The sequence below is a fragment of the Burkholderia sp. YIM B11467 genome (genome assembly GCF_052952715.1).
The window spans coordinates 1,344,811-1,368,258 of the sequence record NZ_JBQVSQ010000001.1; the positions used below are offsets into that span (position 1 = coordinate 1,344,811).

At 67.6% G+C, this 23,448-nt stretch carries 19 protein-coding genes; 12 read left to right on the forward strand and 7 right to left on the reverse strand.

Annotation, left to right across the window (positions count from 1 at the left end; translation table 11 throughout):
* The first annotated feature begins 9 nt into the window (after positions 1 to 9).
* Positions 10 to 2,367: a GNAT family N-acetyltransferase gene (locus ACTRWB_RS06125; RefSeq protein ID WP_419688332.1), complete on the forward strand. Its 2,358-nt coding sequence runs from the start codon at positions 10 to 12 to the stop codon at positions 2,365 to 2,367.
* Between the two features lie 653 nt (positions 2,368 to 3,020).
* On the opposite strand, the gene ACTRWB_RS06130 is transcribed toward ACTRWB_RS06125, so the two are convergent.
* Both ACTRWB_RS06130 and ACTRWB_RS06135 read right to left on the reverse strand, forming a co-directional pair.
* The gene (locus ACTRWB_RS06130) at positions 3,021 to 3,572 is read right to left on the reverse strand and encodes a hypothetical protein (protein WP_129515993.1); all 552 of its coding nucleotides are present in this window, start codon (positions 3,570 to 3,572) and stop codon (positions 3,021 to 3,023) included.
* 173 nt (positions 3,573 to 3,745) lie between these two features.
* Positions 3,746 to 4,567 (reverse strand): IclR family transcriptional regulator, encoded by an 822-nt coding sequence (locus tag ACTRWB_RS06135; protein ID WP_446901268.1) that lies wholly within the window; start codon positions 4,565 to 4,567, stop codon positions 3,746 to 3,748.
* A gap of 664 nt (positions 4,568 to 5,231) precedes the next feature.
* On the opposite strand from ACTRWB_RS06135, the gene ACTRWB_RS06140 reads away from it, so the two are divergent.
* On the forward strand, positions 5,232 to 6,080 hold the full coding sequence (locus ACTRWB_RS06140) for an ureidoglycolate lyase (RefSeq protein WP_048246084.1): 849 nt from the start codon (positions 5,232 to 5,234) through the stop codon (positions 6,078 to 6,080).
* Positions 6,081 to 6,211: 131 nt separating this feature from the next.
* On the opposite strand, the gene ACTRWB_RS06145 is transcribed toward ACTRWB_RS06140, so the two are convergent.
* Positions 6,212 to 6,595 (reverse strand): VOC family protein, encoded by a 384-nt coding sequence (locus tag ACTRWB_RS06145; RefSeq protein ID WP_193099606.1) that lies wholly within the window; start codon positions 6,593 to 6,595, stop codon positions 6,212 to 6,214.
* A 282-nt stretch (positions 6,596 to 6,877) separates the two neighbouring features.
* Between ACTRWB_RS06145 and ACTRWB_RS06150 the strand changes: the two genes are divergently transcribed.
* Entirely contained in the window at positions 6,878 to 7,498 is a 621-nt protein-coding gene (locus tag ACTRWB_RS06150; RefSeq protein WP_446901269.1) for a CGNR zinc finger domain-containing protein, read from the forward strand.
* Between the two features lie 48 nt (positions 7,499 to 7,546).
* On the opposite strand, the gene prpR is transcribed toward ACTRWB_RS06150, so the two are convergent.
* Entirely contained in the window at positions 7,547 to 9,529 is a 1,983-nt protein-coding gene (gene prpR, locus ACTRWB_RS06155) for a propionate catabolism operon regulatory protein PrpR (protein ID WP_446901270.1), read from the reverse strand.
* A gap of 170 nt (positions 9,530 to 9,699) precedes the next feature.
* Between prpR and prpB the strand changes: the two genes are divergently transcribed.
* The 7 genes from prpB (at position 9,700) to ACTRWB_RS06190 (ending at position 17,761) form a co-directional block, all read left to right on the forward strand.
* The gene (prpB, locus tag ACTRWB_RS06160) at positions 9,700 to 10,593 is read left to right on the forward strand and encodes a methylisocitrate lyase (protein ID WP_446901271.1); all 894 of its coding nucleotides are present in this window, start codon (positions 9,700 to 9,702) and stop codon (positions 10,591 to 10,593) included.
* 48 nt (positions 10,594 to 10,641) lie between these two features.
* Positions 10,642 to 11,814: a bifunctional 2-methylcitrate synthase/citrate synthase gene (gene prpC, locus ACTRWB_RS06165; protein ID WP_129515988.1), complete on the forward strand. Its 1,173-nt coding sequence runs from the start codon at positions 10,642 to 10,644 to the stop codon at positions 11,812 to 11,814.
* A gap of 79 nt (positions 11,815 to 11,893) precedes the next feature.
* Entirely contained in the window at positions 11,894 to 14,491 is a 2,598-nt protein-coding gene (acnD, locus tag ACTRWB_RS06170) for a Fe/S-dependent 2-methylisocitrate dehydratase AcnD (RefSeq protein WP_446901418.1), read from the forward strand.
* A gap of 24 nt (positions 14,492 to 14,515) precedes the next feature.
* Entirely contained in the window at positions 14,516 to 15,709 is a 1,194-nt protein-coding gene (gene prpF / locus ACTRWB_RS06175) for a 2-methylaconitate cis-trans isomerase PrpF (RefSeq protein WP_446901272.1), read from the forward strand.
* 361 nt (positions 15,710 to 16,070) lie between these two features.
* Positions 16,071 to 17,123, forward strand: coding sequence for a CaiB/BaiF CoA transferase family protein (locus ACTRWB_RS06180; protein ID WP_446901273.1), 1,053 nt, complete (start codon positions 16,071 to 16,073; stop codon positions 17,121 to 17,123).
* A gap of 118 nt (positions 17,124 to 17,241) precedes the next feature.
* On the forward strand, positions 17,242 to 17,490 hold the full coding sequence (locus ACTRWB_RS06185) for a type II toxin-antitoxin system Phd/YefM family antitoxin (protein WP_193099611.1): 249 nt from the start codon (positions 17,242 to 17,244) through the stop codon (positions 17,488 to 17,490).
* The gene (locus ACTRWB_RS06190) at positions 17,480 to 17,761 is read left to right on the forward strand and encodes a type II toxin-antitoxin system RelE family toxin (protein ID WP_446901274.1); all 282 of its coding nucleotides are present in this window, start codon (positions 17,480 to 17,482) and stop codon (positions 17,759 to 17,761) included. Before ACTRWB_RS06185 ends, ACTRWB_RS06190 begins: the two co-directional genes overlap by 11 nt.
* A 56-nt stretch (positions 17,762 to 17,817) precedes the next feature.
* Here the strand turns inward: ACTRWB_RS06190 and ACTRWB_RS06195 are convergent, their stop codons facing one another.
* On the reverse strand, positions 17,818 to 18,261 hold the full coding sequence (locus tag ACTRWB_RS06195; RefSeq protein WP_129515982.1) for a PaaI family thioesterase: 444 nt from the start codon (positions 18,259 to 18,261) through the stop codon (positions 17,818 to 17,820).
* 278 nt (positions 18,262 to 18,539) lie between these two features.
* On the opposite strand from ACTRWB_RS06195, the gene ACTRWB_RS06200 reads away from it, so the two are divergent.
* On the forward strand, positions 18,540 to 20,159 hold the full coding sequence (locus ACTRWB_RS06200; RefSeq protein ID WP_446901275.1) for a methyl-accepting chemotaxis protein: 1,620 nt from the start codon (positions 18,540 to 18,542) through the stop codon (positions 20,157 to 20,159).
* On the opposite strand, the gene ACTRWB_RS06205 is transcribed toward ACTRWB_RS06200, so the two are convergent.
* A complete protein-coding gene (locus tag ACTRWB_RS06205) occupies positions 20,132 to 21,241 on the reverse strand; it encodes an AGE family epimerase/isomerase (RefSeq protein ID WP_446901276.1) in 1,110 nt (369 codons plus the stop codon). The genes ACTRWB_RS06200 and ACTRWB_RS06205 overlap by 28 nt on opposite strands.
* A 114-nt stretch (positions 21,242 to 21,355) precedes the next feature.
* Here ACTRWB_RS06205 and ACTRWB_RS06210 point away from each other — a divergent pair, with 114 nt between their 5' ends.
* A complete protein-coding gene (locus ACTRWB_RS06210) occupies positions 21,356 to 22,054 on the forward strand; it encodes an MgtC/SapB family protein (protein ID WP_129515979.1) in 699 nt (232 codons plus the stop codon).
* A gap of 358 nt (positions 22,055 to 22,412) precedes the next feature.
* Here ACTRWB_RS06210 and ACTRWB_RS06215 read toward each other — a convergent pair whose 3' ends face one another.
* Positions 22,413 to 23,402, reverse strand: a complete 990-nt coding sequence (locus tag ACTRWB_RS06215) for a patatin-like phospholipase family protein (protein ID WP_446901277.1) — start codon at positions 23,400 to 23,402, stop codon at positions 22,413 to 22,415.
* Positions 23,403 to 23,448: the final 46 nt, after the last annotated feature.

Sequence of the window (23,448 nt, forward strand, 5' to 3'; positions counted from 1 at the left end):
GGAGCCGATGTGACCGTTCGCCATCTCGATGCGTTGTTCCAGCCCAAGTCCGTTGCGGTCGTCGGCGCGTCATCGCGTGCGGGCAGTATCGGCGCGATGGTGTGGTCGCGCGTGCTCGACGGCGCGTTCCAGGGGCCCGTGTGGCCCGTCAACCCGAAGTATCGCGAGCTGAACGGGCATGCGGTCGTCTCCGATGTCGACAGGCTGCCGGCACCGCCGTCGATTGCCTTGATCTGCACGCCGCCCGCGACCTGGGCCGGCATCGTGCGCAAGCTCGGCGAACTCGGCACGCGCGTCGCGGTGATCGTCGGCGAGGCGCGCACGGATGCCGATCGCGTTGCGCTCGATCGCACGCTCAAGGCGGCGAAGCCGTTCGTGCTCCGTATCGTCGGGCCCGGCAGCCTCGGCGTGCTGTCGCCCGCACGGCATGCGCATTTCGGCGCGCCGGCCTATACGGCGCGATCGGGCGGCGTTGCGTGGGTGTCGCAATCGAATGCGCTGACGAACGCGGTGCTCGGCTGGGCCGATGCGCGCGGTCTCGGCTTCTCGCATGTCGTCGCGCTCGGCAGCGAATCCGACGTCGATGCGGGTGACGTGCTCGACTATCTGGCGAGCGATCCCGGCACGCGCGCGATCCTGCTCGAACTCGATACCGTGCGTGCCGCACGCAAGTTCATGTCGGCCGCGCGCGCGGCCGCACGCAACAAGCCGGTGCTCGCGTTGCGCACCGGGCGGGCCGATCCCGGCGACGCACTCTATACGGCGGCGTTCCAGCGCGCGGGGATGGTGCGCGTCGATGCGCTCGACGATCTGCTCGACGAGATCGAGACGCTCGGCGTCGGCCGCGTCACGGCGCGCGGCGCGGCGACGCTCGTGACAAGCGATGCGGGCGTCGCGAAACTCGCGGTCGATGCGGTTGCCGAGGTGCGCGACGTGCTGACCGGCTGGTCGCCGGCGGCCACGTCGGCCGTGTCGGCCGCGCTGCCGCATCTCGCGGCGCCCGGCAATCCGCTGACGCTGGGCGACGATGCGCGCCCCGAGCACTTTGCAGCGGCGATCAAGGCGCTCGCGCCATTCCCGCAAACAGGCACGCTGTTCGTCGTCCATTCGACTTCCCACAGCGCGCCAGCCGATTCGGTTGCGCGCACGCTCATCGAATCGCGGCAGTTCGCGCACCGCGGCATCCTCGCGTGTTTCTTCGGCGCGGTCGACGCGGCGACGCGCGATGCGCTGCACGCGAACGGCATTCCCGTACACACGACGCCGCAGCGGCTTGCGCGCGCGTATGCGCGTCTCGTCGACTACAACCTCGGGCGGCAACTGCTGATGCAGACGCCCGAGGGCACGCCGCTGCAGCCGGCCGAGTGCGTTGCATCCGCGCAGGCCGACGCGCGCCGGATGGTCGAAGCCGGCCAGCACGAACTGGCCGGCGAAGCCGCGCTGCGCTGGCTGGCCCATTTCGGTCTGCAGGGCGAGCAGGCTGACGCGCCGGCCGGCGAGAAAGTCGTCGATGTCACGGTCGAGATGTACGACGATTCGAATTTCGGTCCGGTGTTTCGTTATGCGGTGCCGCCTGCGGACGGCGTATCCGCGCCGTTCGTCGTCTACGGGCTGCCGCCGCTGAACACTGTGCTCGCGCGCGCGGTGATGGAGCGCTCGCCGTATGCGCGCAGCACGCCCGTCGAGCCGACGCTCGACGCGCTGACGGCGCTGTCGCAGGTCGTCTGTGACGTGCGCGAGGTCGTCGCGATGTCCGTCACACTGCGCGTGCTGTCCGACCGCGCGCTGGTGATCGCGCCGCGCATCACGGTAGCTGCAGGGCGCAGCCGGCTGGCGATCATGCCGTATCCGCGCCACCTTGAACAAACGCTCGAGTGGCGCGGCGAGACGGTGACGATCCGTCCGATCCGTCCGGAAGACGAGGCCGCGCACAACGAACTGCTCGGCGCGATGACGCCGGAGGATCTGCGGATGCGTTTCTTCGGCGCGGTGCGCAGCTTCGATCATTCGCAGGTGGCCCGCATGACGCAGATCGACTACGACCGCGAGATGGCCTTCATCGTGTCGTACACCGATGTGTCGGGGCGGGACCATACGCTCGCGGTGGCGCGCGCGGTTGCCGATCCCGACAACGAGACGGCCGAGTTCGCGATCGCGGTGCGGCCCGATCAGAAAGGCAAGGGGCTTGGCCGGCTGATGATGGCCCGCATCATCGATTACGCGCGATCGCGCGGAACCGCATGGATGATCGGTGAAGCGCTACGCGAGAATTCGGCGATGATCTCGCTCGCGAAGGCGTGCGGTTTTGCGGTGTCGACGACGGAGGAGCCCGGCGTCGTGGGCTTCAGGATGAAGTTGCAGCCGTAGCGACTGTCGGGTGCCCGAAGCGCGGAGCCGTCGCATTGAAGTCGATGGTCCCGATACCCGGCGTATCGCGAACGTGAACCGTCAGGAATGCAGATTATTCGAGTCCGCTTCCTGTGCGAAACACCTCAAGCGCATCGAACCTGTTCGCCATCGAGATATCGCTACGCTCATGGCACCGGGAAGCGCCTGCCACGTGCCCCGACATTCGTCCCGCGCGTCCGTTTCACGCAAGGCGCTCGCACGCATTTGCCACCGCAATCCAGCGTCGCAAATTCGAAATCGCGACAAAGGTGAGATTTTTCGGGAGCCGCGAGTGAGCTTCTTCGGGAACGTGTGGTGAGGCGACACGGGAGCGTTCGGTGAGCCTTCCCGGGAGCGGCCGGTGAGCACCTGCGGGAGGCGCCGGTGAGCCTTTCCGGGACGCATTGGTGAGGGCCTACGGGAGGTGTCGGTGAGGACATTCGGGAGGCCTTGGTGAGGGTCTCCAGGAGCGTTGGGTGAGCTTTTTCGGGAGGCGTGGGTGAGTGCTTGCGGGACGCCAAGGTGAGGCTTTTCGGGAGCATGCGGATGCATGGTTTCCGCGAGCGCGGCGCCGGCCAAAGCCGGCGTCACGCGGAGATACGGGCACGCATGAACCGTGCCCGTGATCACTTTCAGGCAGCGAGTTTCGACGCCGCGTCGTTCACCAGGTCGCGCGAAATCGCGAGTTCCTCGAGGTGCGGATCGGCATAGACGGCGCCGGTTTCGCGCTCGAGGCGGGCGATCGTCAGTGCGCAACGTGCGATGTCTTTCGGCATCGCGATGAAGCGCTTGACCGACTCGCCGGACGTGAACGCGTCGAACAGCGCGCCGCGCACGTCATCCGGAAGCGTCTTGGTCCACTGGTACGGCTTGCCGTTGAACGTGATCGACGGCGGCAGCGCACGTTCCTTCTTGGTTGCCGTGATCAGCCCGTAGGTGCGTGCCGCGTCGCCGATCTGCTCGGGCGAGAAGAGCTCGTCGGGCGTGATGTCGAACTGCTCGATGTAGTTCTCGATTGCCTGCATCGCGGCGGCACGATCGTCGCGCTTCTTCTGCGCGCGCGCGACGATATCGCGCAGTTCGTCCGCCTCTTCGGGCGTGATCGTGAAGCTTGCCTGCTTCTGCTGAAGTTCGGAGAAACGCTGGAATTCTTGATCGTTCAGAAGTTTGGCCATGACATCCATCGGACACGACGGCCGCGACAACCGGCCGCCGTAGTTTTTGAGAGGGCCGCTATTTTAGCGTAGCGCCGGAAGCGCACGATATGGCACCGTGTATCGCGCATCGCACGGGGGTCGTGCGCGATCCCGGCCGGCGCGGCCGCGGTTGCACGCGGCGCGCTTCGGTGAACCCGGGCTCAGCAGGTTTCAGTGCGGCACATCGACAGATGGGCGGCCGTGTCGCGCAGCCCTTCGACGACCGTGTCGACGGACGACGCCATGTGCGCATCGATCCGGCGCATGTACGGGCAGGTCAGCACCCCGATCGCGTGGCCGGACGGCCCGAGGATCGGTGCGGTCAGGTCGGTCACGCCGTATGCCTGGCGGCTGTCCTGGCGCAGGTAGCCGGACTGCCGGATGGACAGGCATGCATTCGCGAGTTCCTGCTCGTTCAGCGGCGCTTCGCCCTGGATGTTGCGATGCTCGGTCAGCATGTGCGCGCGCTGCTCGGGGCCCTGGAAGGCCAGCATCACGCGCCCCGACGCCGTGTCGGCGAGTCCGACGCGCGAGCCGAGCCGGACCGACACACCCCACGGGCCGGGCCCGTCGACCTGCGCGATCACGAGCAGGTTGCCGCGATCGTAGACGGACAGGTGGCACGACTGTTCGGCGGCGTCGGCGAAGCGCTGCATCAGCGGCAGTGCCTCGGCAATCAGCCGGTTCATCGGCGGATGCCGGTGCGCGAGCGCGAACAGCTTGAGGCTGAGCGTGTAGCGGTCGCCGCCGGTCGAGCGCATCACGTAGCGGCGTGCGACGAGGCGTTCGAGCATCCGGTAGATCTCGCTCGCGTTGCGGCCGAGTTCCTTCGTGATTTCGGTGCGGGTGAGTCCTTCCTTCTGTTCCGACAGGAGTTCGAGAATGTCGAGGCCCTTGTCGAGCGCGGGTGCGCGATAGCGGTCGATTGCGGCCATCGATTCCCGAGCGTCGCAGCCGGGAAGCGGGTCGTTGGTTGTCTGCATTTTAGGTGTGAGGTTGGGGGATTACCGTCGATCGGTTGGCGACGCACGCTGGCCGGTTCTGCACGCGCATAAATCGGGCCCGCGTATGGCAATGAAAGCCATTCGTACGAGCTTAGCAATAAACATTCAGTGTGCAATGCAGCGTCTTTTTACCGATCATTACCGGACAAGAACGGATTGGCAAACGTTCTCGATGACAGGGGCACCCCGAATAGCCAGTATTCATGTGCCGATGGCAGGCGATGCCGGTATTCGTGACAGATCAGGCCGCGCGAGCGCGTCCGATGCTGCGCCGCAACGTCCTCGGGCGCACCAATAGTCGGTATCCGTCGCGCGTCATTTCACGGTGCGCGGCCGATGGTACAAAGGCGTGCGGGCCAGCGACGGCGTGGCCGCGCGTGAAGCCGGCCGGCACAGGCCGGACCATGTCGCGGGTGCCGGGCCGTCGTCGCCGATGCGCAGACCGGCGGCCGCCCGTTCGATGCGTGCCGTACTTGCGTGCGGCGCCTCGATCGCTGCGCCCGCGCGACCCTCGCACGTCGAAGCCCATCCTGGATGCGGCGCCGACGCGCGCAATCGACGATCGACAATCAGTCTGGCGCGCGGCCGCGAATGGCCGCGTCGGCCGGTATCCTGTCCCATTCGACAACAGAGGTTGAGCACGATGAAACTGCTTCGCTATGGCCCGTCCGGCCAGGAAAAGCCCGGCATCCTCGACGCAGACGGCCGGATTCGCGACCTGTCCGCGCATGTGCCGGATCTTGCCGGCGATGCGCTGTCCGACGCGGGTCTCGCGCGGCTGCGTGCGATCGATCCGGCCACGCTGCCGCTCGTGTCCGGCGAACCGCGCATCGGCGCATGTGTCGGGCATGTCGGCAAGTTCATCGGCATCGGCCTGAACTACGCCGATCACGCGGCCGAAGCCGGCATGCCGGTCCCGAAGGAGCCGGTCGTGTTCGGCAAGTGGACGAGTTCGATCTGCGGCCCGAACGACGGCATCGACATTCCGAAGGGTTCGGTCAAGACGGACTGGGAAGTCGAGCTGGGCGTTGTGATCGGCGCGACCTGCAAGGACGTCGACGAAGCGCACGCGCTCGACTACGTCGCGGGCTACTGCGTCGTCAACGACGTGTCCGAGCGCGAATGGCAGATCGAGCGCGGCGGCCAGTGGGACAAGGGCAAGGGCTTCGACACGTTCGGCCCGATCGGTCCGTGGCTCGTCACGCGAGACGAAGTGCCCGATCCGCAGCGTCTCGACCTGTGGCTCGAAGTCGATGGCCACCGCTATCAGAACGGCAACACGCGCACGATGGTGTTCACCGTCGCGCAGCTGATCGCCTATCTGTCGAGCTGCATGCGCCTACAGCCGGGCGACGTGATCACGACCGGCACGCCGCCGGGTGTCGGCATGGGCATCAAGCCGTCGCCGGTGTTCCTGAAGGCCGGTCAGGTGGTGCGCCTCGGCATCGAAGGGCTCGGCGAGCAGTTGCAGCGCACGCGCGGCGCGCAATAACCGCGCATGCCGCGATCCCGCTGAACGACCGCCTGCGGCGGTCGTCGTCAACCGGACGGCGATGATTCAAAAGCGAGGGCCCGGTTCCGCATCAAGCGGAATCGGGCCCTTGGCGTTCGTACGCGAACGGATTACACGATGTTGTCCAGTTCGCAATGCGCTTCCAGCCGGTATCCGTCGGGATCGACGACGAACGCCGCGTAATAGCCGGGGCCGTAGTGCTCGCGTTTGCCGGGCCCGCCGTTGTCCTGGCCGCCGTGCTCGAGCGCGGCGCGGTAGAACGCGTCGACCTCGACGGGCGACGCGGCCTTGAACGACAGGTGCAGCCCCGAATCGGGATCGGCGACGACGGGGCGGGCGGCATGCTGCAGCCAGAGCACCGGTTCGGCCGTGCCGTATCCGATCGAGCCGTCGTCGCTGTACAGCCGCTTGTAGCCGAGTGCGCCGAGCGTGCTGTCGTAGAAGGTGCGGCTGCGGCCGATGTGGGCCACGCCGAAGGAGAGGTGATCAATCATGTGCATTGGCTCCTTGAACTGAAAGGGGACGTCAGTGCGGCAAACCTGCTTACAGGCACCATGCCAGCCGCTTGTAGCGGAGCGCGCCGAGCATGCTGTCGTGGAACGGGCGGCTGCCGTCGTTGTGGATAACTCTGCAGGAAAGGCGATCGATCATCTGTGGCTCCTTGAACTGAAGGGGGGGCGTCAGTGCAGTCAACCTGTTTTTAACCACCATGCTGGTTATGTTAGGAAGCGCCTGCGAGCTTGTCAACCGGCATGGTGGTTAGATACGATGCGTGCATGAGCAATACGCAACCTTCCGTCACGATCGACTGCCTGATTCCGGCGCCGCCCGAAACCCTGAGCATCGATTTTGCGAACACGCTGTACTGGCGCGGCAGCGATCCGCCGACGGAAACCTTCGGAACGATGGACGACCTGCTCGCGTGGTGCCGCGAGCAGGCCCGCGTGCCGGCCGGCCTGGCCGACCGGTGCCGCGCACGCGGCGCGGAGGAAGACGAGCCGGCGATGCTGGCGCGCGCACTCGCGTTGCGCGAGGCGCTGTATCGGCTCTTTCATGCGCAGGCCGAGCGGCGCGAGCCGCAGGCCGACGATCTCGCGCTGCTCGGCGGTTTCCTGGCGGAAGCGTCGCCGCGCGTCGCGCTGGCGCGCGTCGACGGCGGTTATGCGTGGCGGATCGGCGAAACGGGCGCGACGCTCGCGGGGCTGCTGAGCCCGGTGCTGTGGTCGGCGATCGACCTGCTCGGCGGCGCGCGGCTCGCGAAGGTCAAGCGTTGCGCGAACGACGCATGCCAGTGGCTGTTCATCGACGACAGCAAGAACGGCAGTCGCCGCTGGTGCTCGATGTCGTCGTGCGGCAATCGCGCGAAGGCGTACCGCCACTATCACAAGGCCGACTGACGGGCCCGTTCTGCCGCGCGCGTACGGGCACGTCAAACCCGCGCCGGCCTATTTCGCCGACAGCTTCCGCCACAGCGTCGTCTTGCTGATGCCGAGCATCGCGCATGCGCGGTCGCGATCGCCGCCGCAGGCGTCGAGCGCCGCGCGGATCTCGTCGGCTTCCGCGCGGCGGCGGCGCGCGTGCAGCGTCTGCGCATCGTTGGTGTCGGCCGCGTCGGGCGGTGCGGCGAACAGCTCGGGCGCGATCGCCTGCAGCGCGTCGGGATCGAGCGCGCCACACGCGGCGGCGGGATCGTTTTCGTCGGCTTCCTCGGCCAGCTCCACCGCGATCCGTTCGATCACGTTCTGCAGTTCGCGCACGTTGCCGGGCCACCGGTAGCGCGCGAGCGTCGCCCGGGTTGCGCCGAGCACGCGCGCCGCGTCATCGGTGTCGCGCAGGCGTTCGGCGAGGCGCGGTTCGCGTCGTGCGGCCTGCACGAGCAGCGTGGCGGCGAGCGCGGGGATGTCGGCCGCGCGCTCGCGCAACGGCGGCAGGCCGACGTTCAGGATGTTGAGCCGGTAATAGAGATCCGCGCGGAACGTACCGGCCTCGACGGCCGCGAGCAACGGACGGTGCGTCGCCGCGATCACGCGCACGTCGATGCGGATCGGCTCGGTCGAGCCGAGGCGGATCACCTCGCGCTCCTGCAGCACGCGCAGCAGCCGGCTCTGCAGCGACGGCGGCATCTCGCCGATCTCGTCGAGAAACAGCGTGCCGCGGTGTGCGGCCTCGAACAGGCCGGTCTTGCCGCCGCGCCGCGCGCCGGTGAACGCGCCTTCCTCATAGCCGAACAGCTCGCTTTCGAGCAGCGCTTCCGGAAACGCGCCGCAATTGACCGCGACGAACGGATAGCTGCGCCGCGCGGACAGCGCGTGCAGGCTCTGGGCGATCATTTCCTTGCCGGTGCCGCTTTCGCCGAGCACGAGCACGGTCGCGTCGGATTTCGCGTAGCGGCGCACGAGGTCGCGCACGCGCGCCATCGGCGCCGATGCGCCGACCACGTCGTCGAGTGCATAACGCGCCGCGAATTGCTGCGTGGTCGGCTGCGAACGCAATGCGCGGTCGAGCCGTTCGACCGCGCGCGATTCCTGGAACGTCAGCACGCTGCCCGACGTCACGCCGCGATCGACGAGCGGCCCGCGATGCACGACGTAGCGCACGCCGCGCACGGTCGCGAGCGCGTCGCCGTCCTCGCCGCGCAGTGTGCGCAGCTCGGGCCGCAGGTCGACCAGCGCACGGCCGACGGCCGCCGCGGGTTCGACCCCGAGCGCCGACGCGAGCCGCTCGTTGATCGCTTCGACGCGACCGCGCGCATCGAGCGCGACCACGCCGTCGCGCAGGTGTTGCAGCAGGTTGTCGAGCCGCTGGCGGCGGAACGCCTCGGCGTGCGTCGCATACGCGACTTCAAGCGCCGTATCGACGGCCTTGCGCACCGACGCATGCGAATACAGGAACACTGCGCCCATGCCGGCGCTGGCCGCGAGATCGGTGACGAGCCCGGGGCCGACGATCGTCTCGATGCCACGATCGCGCAGGTCGTGCACGCAGGCTTCCGCTTCCTGCGCGGACTGATATGACGCAAACTGCACGTCGAGGCCGTATGCGGCGACGAAGCGGCGCACCTCGGGAGGCGTTTCCCCGGCGCTGACGAGCGCGATCCGCGACGCGTCGCGCCGCGCGCGCGCGAGCGCCTGCATCACGTCGAAGCCGGTCGGCGACACGACCACGACCGGCACCTGCGCGCGCGTCTTCAGGAAGCCGCCGTTCGAGCCGGCCGCGACGATCACGTCGGGCCGCATCGTGCCGGCCTCGGCGATCGCGCTGAGCGCATCCTCATACGCGCGCGTCACGATGCGCACGTCCGCGCGTTCGTCGAATTCGCCGGCGATCTCGCGAAACAGCTCACGCAGGCGGCTGATGCCCATCGCCCAGATGCGCGGGCGCACCGCGCGATCGGCTGGCCCGACGGGCTTGGTCGAGGAGAGGTCCATGACGGTCGATTATGCGCGCGCGATTTCATTTTTGAAACATGAAATTGCTGAATTGAAATCGACGGGCACTGCAGCGCCCGGGCCGCTTGCTTAAGAATCAGTGGGTTAGCGGCGTTTCGCGAGCTGGCCCGGTCCTTGCTGTTATCGGGCATTCCTTCAGGAGGCCGTTCATGAGCAATACGCATCTTCAGAGCGCCGGCGCGAAATTCCGCGCGGCAGTCGCGGCCGAGCAGCCGCTGCAGGTGGTCGGCGCGATCACCGCGTACGCGGCCAAGATGGCGCAAGCCGTCGGCTTCAAGGCCGTGTACCTGTCGGGCGGCGGCGTCGCCGCGAACTCGCTCGGGATCCCCGACCTCGGCATCAGCACGATGGAAGACGTGCTGATCGACGCGAGCCGGATCACCAACGCGACCGACCTGCCGCTGCTGGTCGACATCGATACGGGCTGGGGCGGCGCGTTCAACATCGCGCGCACGGTCCGTTCGTTCATCAAGGCCGGCGTCGCCGCCGTGCACATGGAAGACCAGGTCGGCCAGAAACGTTGCGGCCATCGTCCCGGCAAGGAAGTCGTGCCGACCGGCGAAATGGTCGACCGCATCAAGTCGGCGGTCGACGCACGCACCGACGACCAGTTCGTGATCATGGCGCGCACCGATGCGGCCGCGGCCGAAGGGATCGATTCGGCGATCGAGCGCGCGGTGGCTTATGTCGAAGCCGGCGCGGACATGATTTTCCCGGAAGCGATGAAGACGCTCGACGACTACCGCCGTTTCAAGGCGGCCGTGAAGGTGCCGATCCTCGCGAACCTGACCGAGTTCGGCTCGACACCGTTCTTCACGACCGACGAACTGCGTGAGGCGAACGTCGACATCGCGCTGTACTGCTGCGGTGCGTATCGCGCGATGAACAAGGCCGCGCTGAATTTCTACGAGACGGTGCGTCGTGACGGCACGCAGAAGGCGGCCGTGTCGACGATGCAGACGCGCGCCGAGCTGTACGACTTCCTCGGTTATCACGAATACGAGCGCAAGCTCGACGAGCTGTTCGCGCAGGGCAAGAAGTAACGCGCCCGCCCCCCACGAGACACGAATCTGGAATCGGAGAATCCAAACATGAGCGAGACGAAAGACGCAGCAGCACCGGCCGCCGCAGGCGCATTCAAGCCGAAGAAGTCGGTGGCGCTGTCGGGCGTGACGGCCGGCAACACGGCGCTGTGCACGGTCGGCAAGACCGGCAACGACCTGCATTACCGCGGCTACGACATTCTCGACGTCGCCGAGTCGTGCGAATTCGAGGAAATCGCGCACCTGCTCGTGCACGAAACGCTGCCGAACCTGACCGAACTGGCCGCGTACAAGACCAAGCTGCGCGCGATGCGCGGCCTGCCGAACGCGCTGAAGGCGGCGCTCGAACAGATCCCGGCGTCCGCGCACCCGATGGACGTGATGCGCACGGGCGTGTCGGTGCTCGGCACCGTGCTGCCGGAGAAGGACGACCACAACCTGCCGGGCGCGCGCGACATCGCCGATCGCCTGATGGCGTCGCTCGGCTCGATGCTGCTGTACTGGTATCACTTCTCGCACAACGGCAAGCGCATCGAGACGGAAACCGACGACGACTCGATCGGCGGTCACTTCCTGCACCTGCTGCACGGCAAGACGCCGTCGAAGTCGTGGGTCGAGGCGATGCACACGTCGCTGATCCTGTACGCGGAGCACGAATTCAACGCGTCGACGTTCACCGGCCGCGTGATCGCGGGCACGGGCTCCGACATCTACTCGGCGATCACCGGCGCGATCGGTGCGCTGCGCGGGCCGAAGCACGGCGGCGCGAACGAAGTCGCGTATGAAATCCAGAGCCGCTACAGCTCGCCGGACGACGCCGAAGCCGACATCCGCCGCCGCGTCGAGAACAAGGAAGTCGTGATCGGCTTCGGCCACCCGGTCTACACGATCTCCGATCCGCGCAACAAGGTGATCAAGGGCGTCGCGCACAAGCTGTCGAAGGAAGCGGGCGACCTGAAGCTGTACAACATCGCCGAGCGCCTCGAATCGGTGATGTGGGACGCGAAGAAGATGTTCCCGAACCTCGACTGGTTCAGCGCGGTGTCGTATCACATGATGGGCGTGCCGACCGCGATGTTCACGCCACTGTTCGTGATCTCGCGCACGTCGGGCTGGAGCGCGCACATCATCGAGCAGCGCGTCGACAACAAGATCATCCGCCCGAGCGCGAACTACACGGGCCCGGAAGACCTGCAGTTCGTGCCGATCGAGAAGCGCTGAAACGCCAGCCGCGCGCACCGGCCGCCCGCGTGATGCGGGGCCGGTGCGCGCCGGACGTCATACCCGAGTTCCCCACATGATGAATACCGCCAACCGCAAACCCCTGCCCGGCACGTCGCTGGATTACTTCGACGCGCGCGCCGCGGTCGACGCGATCGCGCCCGGCGCCTACGACACGCTGCCGTACACGTCGCGCGTGCTCGCCGAAAACCTCGTGCGCCGCTGCGATCCGGCACTCCTCGCCGAGTCGCTGAAGCAGATCATCGAGCGTAAGCGCGAGCGCGACTTCCCGTGGTTCCCGGCGCGCGTCGTGTGCCACGACATCCTCGGGCAGACGGCGCTCGTCGATCTCGCCGGCCTGCGCGACGCGATCGCCGACGGCGGCGGCGACCCGGCGAAAGTGAACCCGGTCGTGCCGGTGCAACTGATCGTCGACCACTCGCTCGCCGTCGAATGCGGCGGCTTCGATCCGGACGCGTTCGCGAAGAACCGCGCGATCGAGGATCGCCGCAACGAGGATCGCTTCCACTTCATCGAGTGGACCAAGAAGGCGTTCGAGAACGTCGACGTGATCCCGCCGGGCAACGGCATCATGCACCAGATCAACCTCGAGAAAATGTCGCCGGTGATCCAGGTCAGCGGCGACGGCGTCGCGTACCCGGACACCTGCGTCGGCACCGACAGCCACACGCCGCACGTCGACGCGCTCGGCGTGATCGCGATCGGCGTCGGCGGGCTCGAAGCCGAGAACGTGATGCTCGGCCGCGCGTCGTGGATGCGCCTGCCCGACATCGTCGGCGTCGAGCTGACCGGCAAGCGCCAGCCCGGCATCACCGCGACCGACGTCGTGCTCGCGCTGACCGAGTTCCTGCGCAAGGAAAAGGTGGTCGGCGCGTATCTGGAATTCCGCGGTGCGGGCGCGGCGAGCCTCACGCTCGGCGATCGCGCGACGATCTCGAACATGGCGCCCGAATACGGCGCGACGGCCGCGATGTTCTTCATTGACGGCCAGACGACCGACTACCTGCGCCTCACCGGCCGCAGCGACGAGCAGGTGAAGCTCGTCGAGACCTATGCGAAGGTAGCCGGCCTGTGGGCCGACACGCTGGACGGCGCGCAGTACGAGCGCACGCTGACGTTCGACCTGTCGAGCGTCGTGCGCAACATGGCCGGCCCGTCGAACCCGCACAAGCGGCTGCCGACGTCCGATCTCGCCGCGCGCGGCATTGCCGGCCAGTGGGAAGAGAAGGCGGGCGAGATGCCCGACGGCGCGGTGATCATCGCCGCGATCACGAGCTGCACGAACACCAGCAACCCGCGCAACGTGATCGCCGCGGCCTTGCTCGCGCGCAACGCGAACGCGCGCGGCCTCGTGCGCAAGCCGTGGGTGAAGAGCTCGCTCGCGCCCGGCTCGAAGGCGGTCGAGCTGTATCTGGAAGAAGCGAACCTGCTGCCGGAACTCGAGAAGCTCGGCTTCGGCATCGTCGCGTTCGCGTGCACGACCTGCAACGGGATGTCCGGCGCGCTCGACCCGAAGATCCAGCAGGAGATCGTCGATCGCGACCTGTACGCGACGGCCGTGCTGTCCGGCAACCGCAACTTCGACGGCCGCATCCATCCGTATGCGAAGCAGGCATTCCTCGCGTCGCCGCCGCTCGTCGTCGCGTATGCGATCGCCGGCACGATCCGCTTCGACATCGAGAAGGACGTGCTCGGCCACGACCAGGACGGCAAGCCCGTCACGCTGAAGGACATCTGGCCGACCGACGAGGAGATCGATGCGATCGTCGCGTCGAGCGTGAAGCCCGAGCAGTTCCGCAAGGTCTACGAGCCGATGTTCGCGCGTAGCGCCGATGCGGGCGAGCGCGCGGCACCGCTGTACGACTGGCGCGCGCAGAGCACGTACATCCGCCGTCCGCCGTACTGGGAAGGCGCGCTGGCCGGCGAACGCACGCTGCACGGGATGCGCCCGCTCGCGGTGCTCGGCGACAACATCACGACCGACCACCTGTCGCCGTCGAACGCGATCCTGCTGGACAGCGCGGCCGGCGAATACCTCGCGAAGATGGGCCTGCCGGAAGAAGACTTCAACTCGTACGCGACGCACCGGGGAGACCACCTGACCGCGCAGCGCGCGACCTTCGCAAACCCGACGCTGATCAACGAGATGGCGGTCGTCGACGGCGTGGTGAAGAAGGGCTCGCTCGCGCGCGTCGAGCCGGAAGGCAAGGTCATGCGGATGTGGGAAGCGATCGAGACGTACATGAATCGCAAGCAGCCGCTGATCGTGGTTGCCGGCGCCGATTACGGCCAGGGCTCGTCGCGCGACTGGGCCGCGAAGGGCGTGCGGCTCGCGGGCGTCGAGGCGATCGCCGCCGAAGGGTTCGAGCGGATCCACCGCACGAACCTGATCGGGATGGGCGTGCTGCCGCTCGAGTTCAAGCCCGGCACGAACCGGACGACGCTCGGCATCGACGGCACCGAGACCTTCGACGTGATCGGCGAGCGCACGCCGCGCGCCGACCTGACGCTCGTGATTCACCGCAAGAACGGCGAGCGTGTCGGGGTGCCGATGACGTGCCGGCTCGATACGGCCGAGGAAGTGTCGATCTACGAAGCGGGCGGCGTGCTGCAGCGCTTCGCGCAGGACTTCCTCGAATCGTCGCAGGCGGCTTGACACGGTCACATCGAGAACACGGACATGGCTCACATTTCTCAAATCAGGATTCCCGCGACCTATATCCGCGGCGGCACCAGCAAGGGCGTGTTCTTCCGGCTGCAGGACCTGCCCGATGCGGCGCAGGCGCCGGGCGCCGCGCGCGACGCGCTGCTGCTGCGCGTGATCGGCAGCCCCGATCCGTACGGCAAGCAGATCGACGGGATGGGCGGCGCGACGTCGTCCACCAGCAAGACGGTGATCGTGTCGAAGAGCGCGCGGCCCGGCCACGACGTCGATTACCTGTTCGGGCAGGTCGCGATCGACAAGGCCTTCGTCGACTGGACCGGCAACTGCGGCAACCTGTCGGCGGCGGTCGGCCCGTTCGCGATCAGCGGCGGTCTCGTCGACCCGGCGCGCGTGCCGCGCGACGGCGTCGCGACCGTGCGGATCTGGCAGGCGAACATCGGCAAGACGATCGTCGCGCATGTGCCGGTCACGAACGGCGCGGTGCAGGAGACGGGCGACTTCGAACTGGACGGCGTCACGTTCCCGGCCGCCGAGGTGCAGCTCGAATTCATGGACCCGGCCGCCGAGGAAGAGGGCGCGGGCGGGTCGATGTTCCCGACCGGCAACCTCGTCGACGATCTCGCGGTGCCGGGCGTCGGCACGCTGAAGGCGACGATGATCAACGCGGGGATCCCGACGATCTTCGTCGAGGCCGAGGCGATCGGCTATACGGGCACCGAACTGCAGGACGCGATCAACGGCGACGCGAAGGCGCTCGAGAAGTTCGAGACGATCCGCGCGCACGGCGCGTTGCGCATGGGGCTGATCGATACGCTCGATGAAATCGCGACGCGGCAGCACACGCCGAAGATCGCGTTCGTCGCGAAGCCGGCCGATTACGTCGCATCGAGCGGCAAGCGCGTGAACGCGGGCGACGTCGACCTGCTGGTGCGCGCGATGTCGATGGGCAAGCTGCACCACGCGATGATGGGCACGGCGGCGGTCGCGATCGGCACGGCCGCGGCGATCCCCGGCACGCTCGTCAATCTGGCGGCGGGCGGCGGTGCACGCAACGCGGTGCGCTTCGGGCATCCGTCGGGCACGCTGCGCGTCGGCGCGGAGGCGCAGCAGCAGGAGAACGGCGAGTGGACCGTCACGAAGGCGATCATGAGCCGCAGCGCGCGTGTGCTGATGGAAGGCTGGGTGCGGGTGCCGGGGGATGCGTTCTGACGCATGCCGGTTCCGGCGTGCCTGGCGGTACGTGTTGTTTGCCCCGATCCCTGCGAAGCGGAAGCCGCCGCGCAGGGATTTTTTGTTTGGCGCGGGTGCGACGGACGTGAACCGGGGCGCCACGCACGGGAGCCGCGTAACCGCTAAAGCGCTTACGCTGATCGACCGCCGTGGGGATAGAGTAAGCGCCGAAGCGCTAACTCCATCCAGCCACGCCATGGGACCAGCGTAAGCGCTGAAGCGCTAACGTGGGTCGACCGCCGTGGGGATGGAGTAAGCGCTGAAGCGCTAACTCCTTCCAGCCACGCCATGGGACCAGCGTAAGCGCTGAAGCGCTAACGCTGGTCGACAGGAGAATCACATGTCGCTTGATGCGCCGCTTGCCGGCATCCACATCGTCGAATTCGAAGGCCTTGGCCCCGGCCCGCTCGCGGGCTGGATGCTCGCCGGGATGGGCGCGCGGATCACGCTGATCGCGCGCCCGTCCGGCCGCACGAGCGCGCCGGACGCGCTGCGGAGCCGCGACGGCGACCTGCTGCGCGAAGGCAAGACGATCGTCGAACTCGACCTGAAGGCACCGGCCGGCCGCGACGCCGCGCTCGAACTGATCGCGCAGGCCGATGCGCTGGTCGAGGGGTTGCGGCCCGGCGTGATGGAGCGGCTCGGCCTCGGGCCCGACGACTGCGCGCGCCGCAATCCGACGCTCGTGTACGGACGGATGACGGGCTGGGGCCAGCACGGCCCGCTCGCGGCCGCGGCCGGGCACGACCTGAACTACGTCGCGCTGACGGGGCTGCTGTCGCTGTCCGCGCCGCGCGACGGCCGGCCGGCTTTGCCGCCGACCGTCGTCGGCGATGCGGGCGGCGCGCTCGGGCTCGCGTTCGGAATCGTCTGCGCGCTGTTCGACGTGCGCGGCGGCGGGCCGGGGCGCGTGGTCGACGGCGCGATCGTCGACATCGTGTCGATGCTCGGTTCGCTCGCGCTATGGGCGCGCGCGAACGGGCAGCTCGACGGCGCACAGCCGAGCCTGTTTCACGATGCGCCGTTCTATGACGTGTATCGCTGCGCGGACGGCGAATGCGTGACGATCGGCGCGCTCGAACCGCCGTTCTATGCGCTGCTGGTCGAACGGCTCGGGCTGACCGACGTCGATCCGGCGTCGCAGTACGACCGCACGCGCTGGCCCGCGCTGAAGGCGCGTTTCGCCGACGTGTTCGCCGGGCAGCCGTCCGCGCACTGGCGCGCGCTGCTCGAAGGCACGGACGCGTGTTTCGCGCCGCTGCTGAGCGTGGCCGACGCGGTGGCGCATCCGCACAACGCGGCACGCGGGATCTATCGCACCGACGAGCATGGAAACGTGCGGGCGCGCGTGGCGCCGCGTTTCCTGCCGTTGACGGGCGGTGGGACCGAGTAACGCGTGTCGAACTTCACGGCCGGGAGCGAATTCGGAGTCGCCTGTATGGCACCAGGAATCATGCTAAATTTGGTACTAAATAAAGTACAATAAAAATTCGATCGAACAAGGAGCGGACATGCCCCACACCATCCTGGCCAGCGTGACGGCGAGCGTCTCGGAGCTGAAGCGGAACCCGATGGGAACCGTGGCGGCAGGAGAGGGCTTCCCGGTCGCGATCCTGAATCACAACGAGCCCGCGTTCTATTGCGTCCCGGCGAAGACATGGGAGGCGATGGTCGAACGTCTCGAAGATATCGAAGACAACGCGCTGGCCGACTCGCGCGCCAAGGAGAAAGTCGTCAAGGTCAAGCTGAATGACCTTTGAGCTCGCTTTTCTCGAACTTGCGTTGAAGGAGTGGAAGAAGCTCGATCGCACGATTCGCGATCAGTTCAAGGCCAGACTTGCCGAACGGCTCGAGAATCCGCGCATTCCTTCGGCGAAGCTGCACGGTCATCCGGACCGCTACAAGATCAAGCTGCGCGGTGTCGGCTATCGCCTCGTGTACGAAGTGCGCGACGCGGAGGTCGTCGTACTCGTGGTGGCGGTGGGGCGTCGCGAGCGCGATGCGGTCTATCTTGCCGCGATGAAACGCTAGCGCGACACACGCTGCGTATTCGGCGTTCGCTCATCGACCTCGGGCCGGGCAGCCGCTCAGGCCGTTTCCTCCGGCATATCCGGCGCCTTGCCGTCGCCGACGCGGTTGATCGTACCTTGCGCGATCGCGACGAGCCGCTCGTGATCGCCGTCGATGACGAACACATGACACTGGCAGGTCGCCTGGTGCCGGCCCGCGTAGACGAGCTTCGCGCGGGCGACGAGCGTGCCGTTCACCGCCGGCCGCAGGTAGTTGATCTTGTATTCGGCCGTGATCACGCGCGGGCCGAGCACGAGCGCGCCGGCGAACGTCAGTGCGTTGTCGGCGAGATAGCTGATGACGCCACCGTGCACGAAACCGTGCTGCTGCCGCAGTTCTTCGCGCACGTGCAGGCACAGCGACACCTCGTTGTCGCCGATATGCATCAGCTCCGTGCCCAGCAGCATGCTGAACGGTTGCGCACGCAATGCGCCGCGCGCGTGGTCCGTGAAGTCGGTCATCCGCTTTCCTCGAAATGAGTGCCCGCTTGCGCTGAACTCTAGGAAGGGGGCTGCGGATAAGCAAGGAAATTCGTCCACGTTTCCTGCAATTTACGGCGCGATGCGACGCGATTGTTGCGTCGAACGCGGGAGTTGTCCTTGTTTACGGGCGATTCGGCGGGAATGCGCGAGCGACGCGCGTTATTAGCCGGCCTCGTCGCCGGCTGTGCCTAAAGTCCGACGAAGAAATGCCGCTAATGCCGGGGCATTGCCTCATCTCGCTCTCCAGGAATCTCCCCATGTTCGGAAAAATCAAGCTCGCGTCAGGTCTGCTCGGCGTGTTGACCGTGTTTTGCCTCTTCCTGTTCGCGATCGAAGCGCTCGGCTTCTGGGCGCTCGCGTCGACGCGCAGCGGCGTCGACGATCTGTCGAACGTCGCGATCGCGCAGGTCAACGCGGCCAACCAGGCGACCGAGCACCTGCTCGACGCGCGCATCAACCTGTCGCGTGCCGGCACGCGGATGGTGCGCGGCGGCCCGAAGCCGGAAGACATCATCCGCCATGCCGGCACTTCGCTTGCCGAAGCGGACAAGGCGTTCGCCGTGCTGACGGCCGCGCCGCCGGTCGACGACACGAACCGTGCGCGCGTCGCGGCGCTCGCCGAGCGCTATCGCGCGCTGCGCGGTGCACTCGGGGAACTCGTGCAGTTCCTCGACGCGGACAACATCCAGGCATTCCTCGATCAGCCGACGCAAGGCATCCAGGACGCCTACATCGCCGAACTGCATCGATTCGCCGACTACGGCAGCGCGTCGAGCCGCACGGCGCTCGACACGATCGACGGCGGCATGCTCTGGTTCAAGTCGGTCGGCATCGTGCTGCTGGTGGCGATGCTCGCGGCGAGCGCGGCCATCTACGCGGCCGCGCGGCGCGCGGTCGTCGCGCCGCTGGAGGAAGCCGGCCGCCATTTCGAGCGGATCGCGCAGGGCCGGCTCGACGAAGCCGTGCGGGCCGGCGGCGTGTACGAGATCGACCGGATGCTGCGCGGCCTCGCCACGATGCAGACGAGCATCGCGGGCACCGTGCGCACGGTGCGCCACGCGTCCGACGCGATCCACCTCGGCGCGGGCGAGATCGCGAGCGGCAACGCCGACCTGTCGGCGCGCACGGGCACGCAGGCCGCGTCGCTCGAGGAAACCGCCGCGAGCATGGAGGAATTGACCGCGACCGTCCGGCAGAACACCGACAGCGCTCGCGCGGCCAGCGCACTGGCCGACGCGGCGCTCGAAGCGACGAGCCACGGCGGCGGCGTGGTCGACAGCGTGATCGACCGGATGCGCGGCATCGCGCAGAGCTCGGGGCGGATCGCGGAAATCATCTCGGTGATCGACGGCATCGCGTTCCAGACCAACATCCTCGCGCTGAACGCGGCGGTCGAAGCCGCGCGGGCCGGCGAGCAGGGCCGCGGTTTCGCGGTGGTTGCGGGAGAAGTGCGCTCGCTCGCGCAGCGCAGCGCGCAATCGGCCAAGGAGATCAAGGCGCTGATCGAGGATTCGGTCGCGCAGATCAACGGCGGCGCGGAACTCGTCGAGCGCGCCGGCGAGGCGATGCGGACGGTGTCGACGTCGATCACGCGTGTCGTGCAGACGATGTCCGAGATCACGTCGGCGTCGGTCGAGCAGAGCGTCGGGATCGAACAGGTGAACCAGGCCGTCACGCAGATGGATCAGCTGACGCAGCAGAACGCGGCGCTGGTCGAGGAAGTCGCGGCGGCGGCCGCGTCGCTGAACGACCAGACCGCGCACCTGATGCAGGCGGTGTCGGTGTTCGAACTGGGCGATGGACGTGCCGCACGCGGCGAACGCGCGGCGCCGTCGTTTGCCGATACGGGTTACGCGCCGGTCGGCAACGCCGCGTAGGCAGTCGCGAGGTGGTAGGGCGTCGTCGACGGCATGTCGGCGCGCGACACCTGCCCGTCGGCCGTCTTGCACTCGAACCAGCCGCGCGGGTGCAGGAAGCGCGCGGCGAACCGCTCGATCTGCTGCGCGAGCGGCGCGGAGGCCGGCGTGCCGCCGTGCGTCGCGAGCGCACGCAGGTATTCGGTCTGCGCCCAGATCCGCTGCGTGCCGTCGACGCACGCGCCTTGCGCATCGAGCGCCGCGCAGACGCCGCCCGTGTGCGCATCGACGCCGTATTGCTCCGCGAACGTGAATGCGCGCGACAGCGCGCCGGGGAGCCCGGTTTGCGCGAGCCGCGCGCCGGCCGCATCGACCAGATAGAACCACTCGAATTGATGGCCGGGCTCGAAACGGTTGTCGGCCGCGCCGAGCGGCAGCTCGGCCACGCATCCGGTCGCCGCATCGACGAAGGTGCGCTCGACGGCCTGCGCGGTGCTGACGAGCGCATCGTCGAACGCCGCGTCGCCGAATGCGTCGGCGGCCGCGAGCCACGCTTCGGTCAGGTGCATCAGCGGATTCTGCAGCGCGCCGCTGCCGGATGACGAGAAATCGGCGTGGCGCGCCGCATCGAGCAGCGCGTCGCCATGGCGCGGCGCAAAGCGTTCCTGGATCAGCGCGGCGGTCTCCTCGGCCACCTTGCGCGCGGCGGTGTCGCCCGCCGCCGCATACCACGCGGCGCATGCGAACACGATGAACGCGTGCGTATAGAGATCCTTGGTCGTATCGAGCGGCGCGCCGTGCGCGTCGACGCTGTAGATCCAGCCGCCGTGGCGCGTGTCGCGGAACCGGCTGCACAGCGCGTCGAACAGCGTGGCCGCATGCGCCGTGTCGCCGGCCTGCGCGAACACGAACAGTTGCCGAGCGCAGGCCATTGCGCGATAACGGGTGGCGGGCAGCGGCGCGTGGCTGGCCGGATCGACGGCCTCGAACGGCAATCGCAATGTGTGGTCGAACCCTGAACCCCGCCAGATCGGCAAGACGACGTGCGCGAAATGGTGGCGCAGCTGGGCGGCCTGGGCGGAAGCGGAGTCGGAAACGGACATGACGGGGTTGAGCGCTTGGATCGAAACGTGTCGGCGCGGCCCGGAGGATCGGCGCGGCCGGGGCCAAGGATAAAACATTCCGCGCGGCCGGCACAAAAAAAGGAGAGAAATCGGATGCTCAGCAACCTGGAACTCGTGATGCGGCTCGTTCTCGCGGCGGCGCTCGGCAGCGTCATCGGCTTCGAGCGCGAGCGCCTGTCGTGGGCGGCCGGCCTGCGCACGCACATGCTGGTGTGCGTCGGCTCGACGCTGATCATGATCGTGTCGGCGTTCGGCTTCGCCGACGTGCTCGGCAGCAGCGACCACATCGTGCTCGATCCGTCGCGGATCGCCGCGCAGGTCGTGTCGGGCATCGGCTTCCTCGGCGCGGGCTCGATCCTGCTGCGCGGCGAGATCGTGCGCGGGCTGACGACCGCCGCGAGCCTGTGGTCGGTCGCCGCGATCGGCCTCGCGGTGGGCGGCGGGCTCTACGTCGCGTCGATTTCGGCGACGATCATCATCCTGATCATCCTGGCCGGCATCAAGCCGCTGGAGCGGCGCTATTTCACGGTACGCCAGCGGCGCCAGCTCGCGCTGACGGTCGTGAGCGGCGCGCTGACGTTCGATTCGCTGCACGCGGCGCTCGGTGCCGACAGCGCGCGGGTGAAGCAGTTCATCCTGCAGCGTGCCGACGACACCGGCGAGCACGACGAGGTGCGCATTGCGCTCGCGCGGGTGTCGGAACTCGAATACCGGGCAATCTGCGACAAGCTGCGCGGGCTGCGGGGCGTCACGCGTTTCGAAGAGGGGAACGGGCTGTCGGGCGACGAATAGGCTGAATCGGTTGCGGGGCGTGCGGCAATGGCCGACCACCGATTCCGTTCGATTCTCGTGATTTTCGCCGTGATTTGACGGAAATTCACGTAAATTCAATGGATTGTGATGGTTTTTTTCGGGGGCTCGCCAGGCCCGTCAATCAATAATCCGTTCAGCCGCCCAGGCGATCTCATGATCGGTGATGGGCGGCATTGCGGCCGTTGACCCCCAATGGCAGCCCGCCCGTGGACGCATGGCCCGGCCGCACGCGGCTGGCGGTGCCCAGGGATTCGGTTGAAGTGCGTGTCGAACAGTGCCGGCGTCGGCGACACCGGCCGTCACCAGTCGCGAGCGACGGCCGGTGATCAACGCGCGATCAACGCCAGTTCGTCTCCACCCAATCGCAAACGTGTTGCCACGCGGGGGAATTCATGTACGCCCGGGTTTCCTTCTCCATCGCCGGCACCTTTTCCCACTCGTCCAAACCGATGGGTTGTCCGAGCAGGAAATTTCCGCGCTGATAGCCGCTGTTCAGTATCTGTTCGACCTGGCGTGCGGCAATCGCCGCCGTGGTGTCCATCGTCAGCCCGAGCAACGCCGCGGCTGGAACGTTCTCGCTCGCGGCCGGCCACAGCCACTTCGAGACGCCCCAGTTCAACGGGGTGCCGATCGCATCCGGCGCAATGCCTTGCGGGCTCATCCCGGTGCCGAGGGACAGCAGGCGAATGTCGTTCAGGTTGCCTGCCTGCCCGTTGCCCAACGCTTCGGCAATGGCGGCCACGGAAGGATTGTTCGCGAACACGCCGCCGTCGGCGAAGTAGCCGAGGCCGTTGACTTCGTACGGCGGGAAATAGGACGGCGCGGCCGATGTCGCAAGCGCGGCGTCGAGCATGCGGATGTCCCAATAGGGGTTCTTGCTGCCGTTGGAGAATGTGCAGGGCGCCCAGCTTTTCGCGGACGGATCCCACAAGCGCGCCGAGTTGACCACGACGAAGCGGGACAGATCGGCCAGCTTGCCGGTGCCGAGCAGCTTCCCGGCGATCTGCAGAAGCCCGGTGTTGACATACTGGCACGCGAACAGGCCCGGTCCGGCCAGCTCGGCGTCCTGCCCGGGCGCTTGCTGTTGCGTCAACCACGCGTCGTTTTCCTTGAAGATCGCCGAGCCCTGCGTGCGGTAGATGTCGACGATCTCCGCAATGGGTGCGCCACGCGCGAGCCCCAGGGCGATCAGGCCGCCCGTGGACGTGCCGGCAAAGCCGTCCGCTTTCGCGATGATCTGGCTCCGCTTGTCGAGGTCCTGGATGAGCAGGGCGGTGATCAACCCGCGAATACCGCCGCCGTCGCAACTGAGAATTTTGAAGGTCATCGTGCTTCTCCTTGTCCAGTAAGAGGGATACGAATGTCGCTTCGGG

Coding starts and splice junctions, on each gene's coding strand:
- ACTRWB_RS06130 (WP_129515993.1), bottom strand. CDS start 3,572: ATGGATGTCATGGCCAAACTTCTGAACGATCAAGAATTCCAGCGTTTC.
- ACTRWB_RS06135 (WP_446901268.1), bottom strand. CDS start 4,567: ATGCAGACAACCAACGACCCGCTTCCCGGCTGCGACGCTCGGGAATCG.
- ACTRWB_RS06140 (WP_048246084.1), top strand. CDS start 5,232: ATGAAACTGCTTCGCTATGGCCCGTCCGGCCAGGAAAAGCCCGGCATC.
- ACTRWB_RS06145 (WP_193099606.1), bottom strand. CDS start 6,595: ATGATTGATCACCTCTCCTTCGGCGTGGCCCACATCGGCCGCAGCCGC.
- ACTRWB_RS06150 (WP_446901269.1), top strand. CDS start 6,878: ATGAGCAATACGCAACCTTCCGTCACGATCGACTGCCTGATTCCGGCG.
- prpR (WP_446901270.1), bottom strand. CDS start 9,529: ATGGACCTCTCCTCGACCAAGCCCGTCGGGCCAGCCGATCGCGCGGTG.
- prpB (WP_446901271.1), top strand. CDS start 9,700: ATGAGCAATACGCATCTTCAGAGCGCCGGCGCGAAATTCCGCGCGGCA.
- prpC (WP_129515988.1), top strand. CDS start 10,642: ATGAGCGAGACGAAAGACGCAGCAGCACCGGCCGCCGCAGGCGCATTC.
- acnD (WP_446901418.1), top strand. CDS start 11,894: ATGAATACCGCCAACCGCAAACCCCTGCCCGGCACGTCGCTGGATTAC.
- prpF (WP_446901272.1), top strand. CDS start 14,516: ATGGCTCACATTTCTCAAATCAGGATTCCCGCGACCTATATCCGCGGC.
- ACTRWB_RS06180 (WP_446901273.1), top strand. CDS start 16,071: ATGTCGCTTGATGCGCCGCTTGCCGGCATCCACATCGTCGAATTCGAA.
- ACTRWB_RS06185 (WP_193099611.1), top strand. CDS start 17,242: ATGCCCCACACCATCCTGGCCAGCGTGACGGCGAGCGTCTCGGAGCTG.
- ACTRWB_RS06190 (WP_446901274.1), top strand. CDS start 17,480: ATGACCTTTGAGCTCGCTTTTCTCGAACTTGCGTTGAAGGAGTGGAAG.
- ACTRWB_RS06195 (WP_129515982.1), bottom strand. CDS start 18,261: ATGACCGACTTCACGGACCACGCGCGCGGCGCATTGCGTGCGCAACCG.
- ACTRWB_RS06200 (WP_446901275.1), top strand. CDS start 18,540: ATGTTCGGAAAAATCAAGCTCGCGTCAGGTCTGCTCGGCGTGTTGACC.
- ACTRWB_RS06205 (WP_446901276.1), bottom strand. CDS start 21,241: ATGTCCGTTTCCGACTCCGCTTCCGCCCAGGCCGCCCAGCTGCGCCAC.
- ACTRWB_RS06210 (WP_129515979.1), top strand. CDS start 21,356: ATGCTCAGCAACCTGGAACTCGTGATGCGGCTCGTTCTCGCGGCGGCG.
- ACTRWB_RS06215 (WP_446901277.1), bottom strand. CDS start 23,402: ATGACCTTCAAAATTCTCAGTTGCGACGGCGGCGGTATTCGCGGGTTG.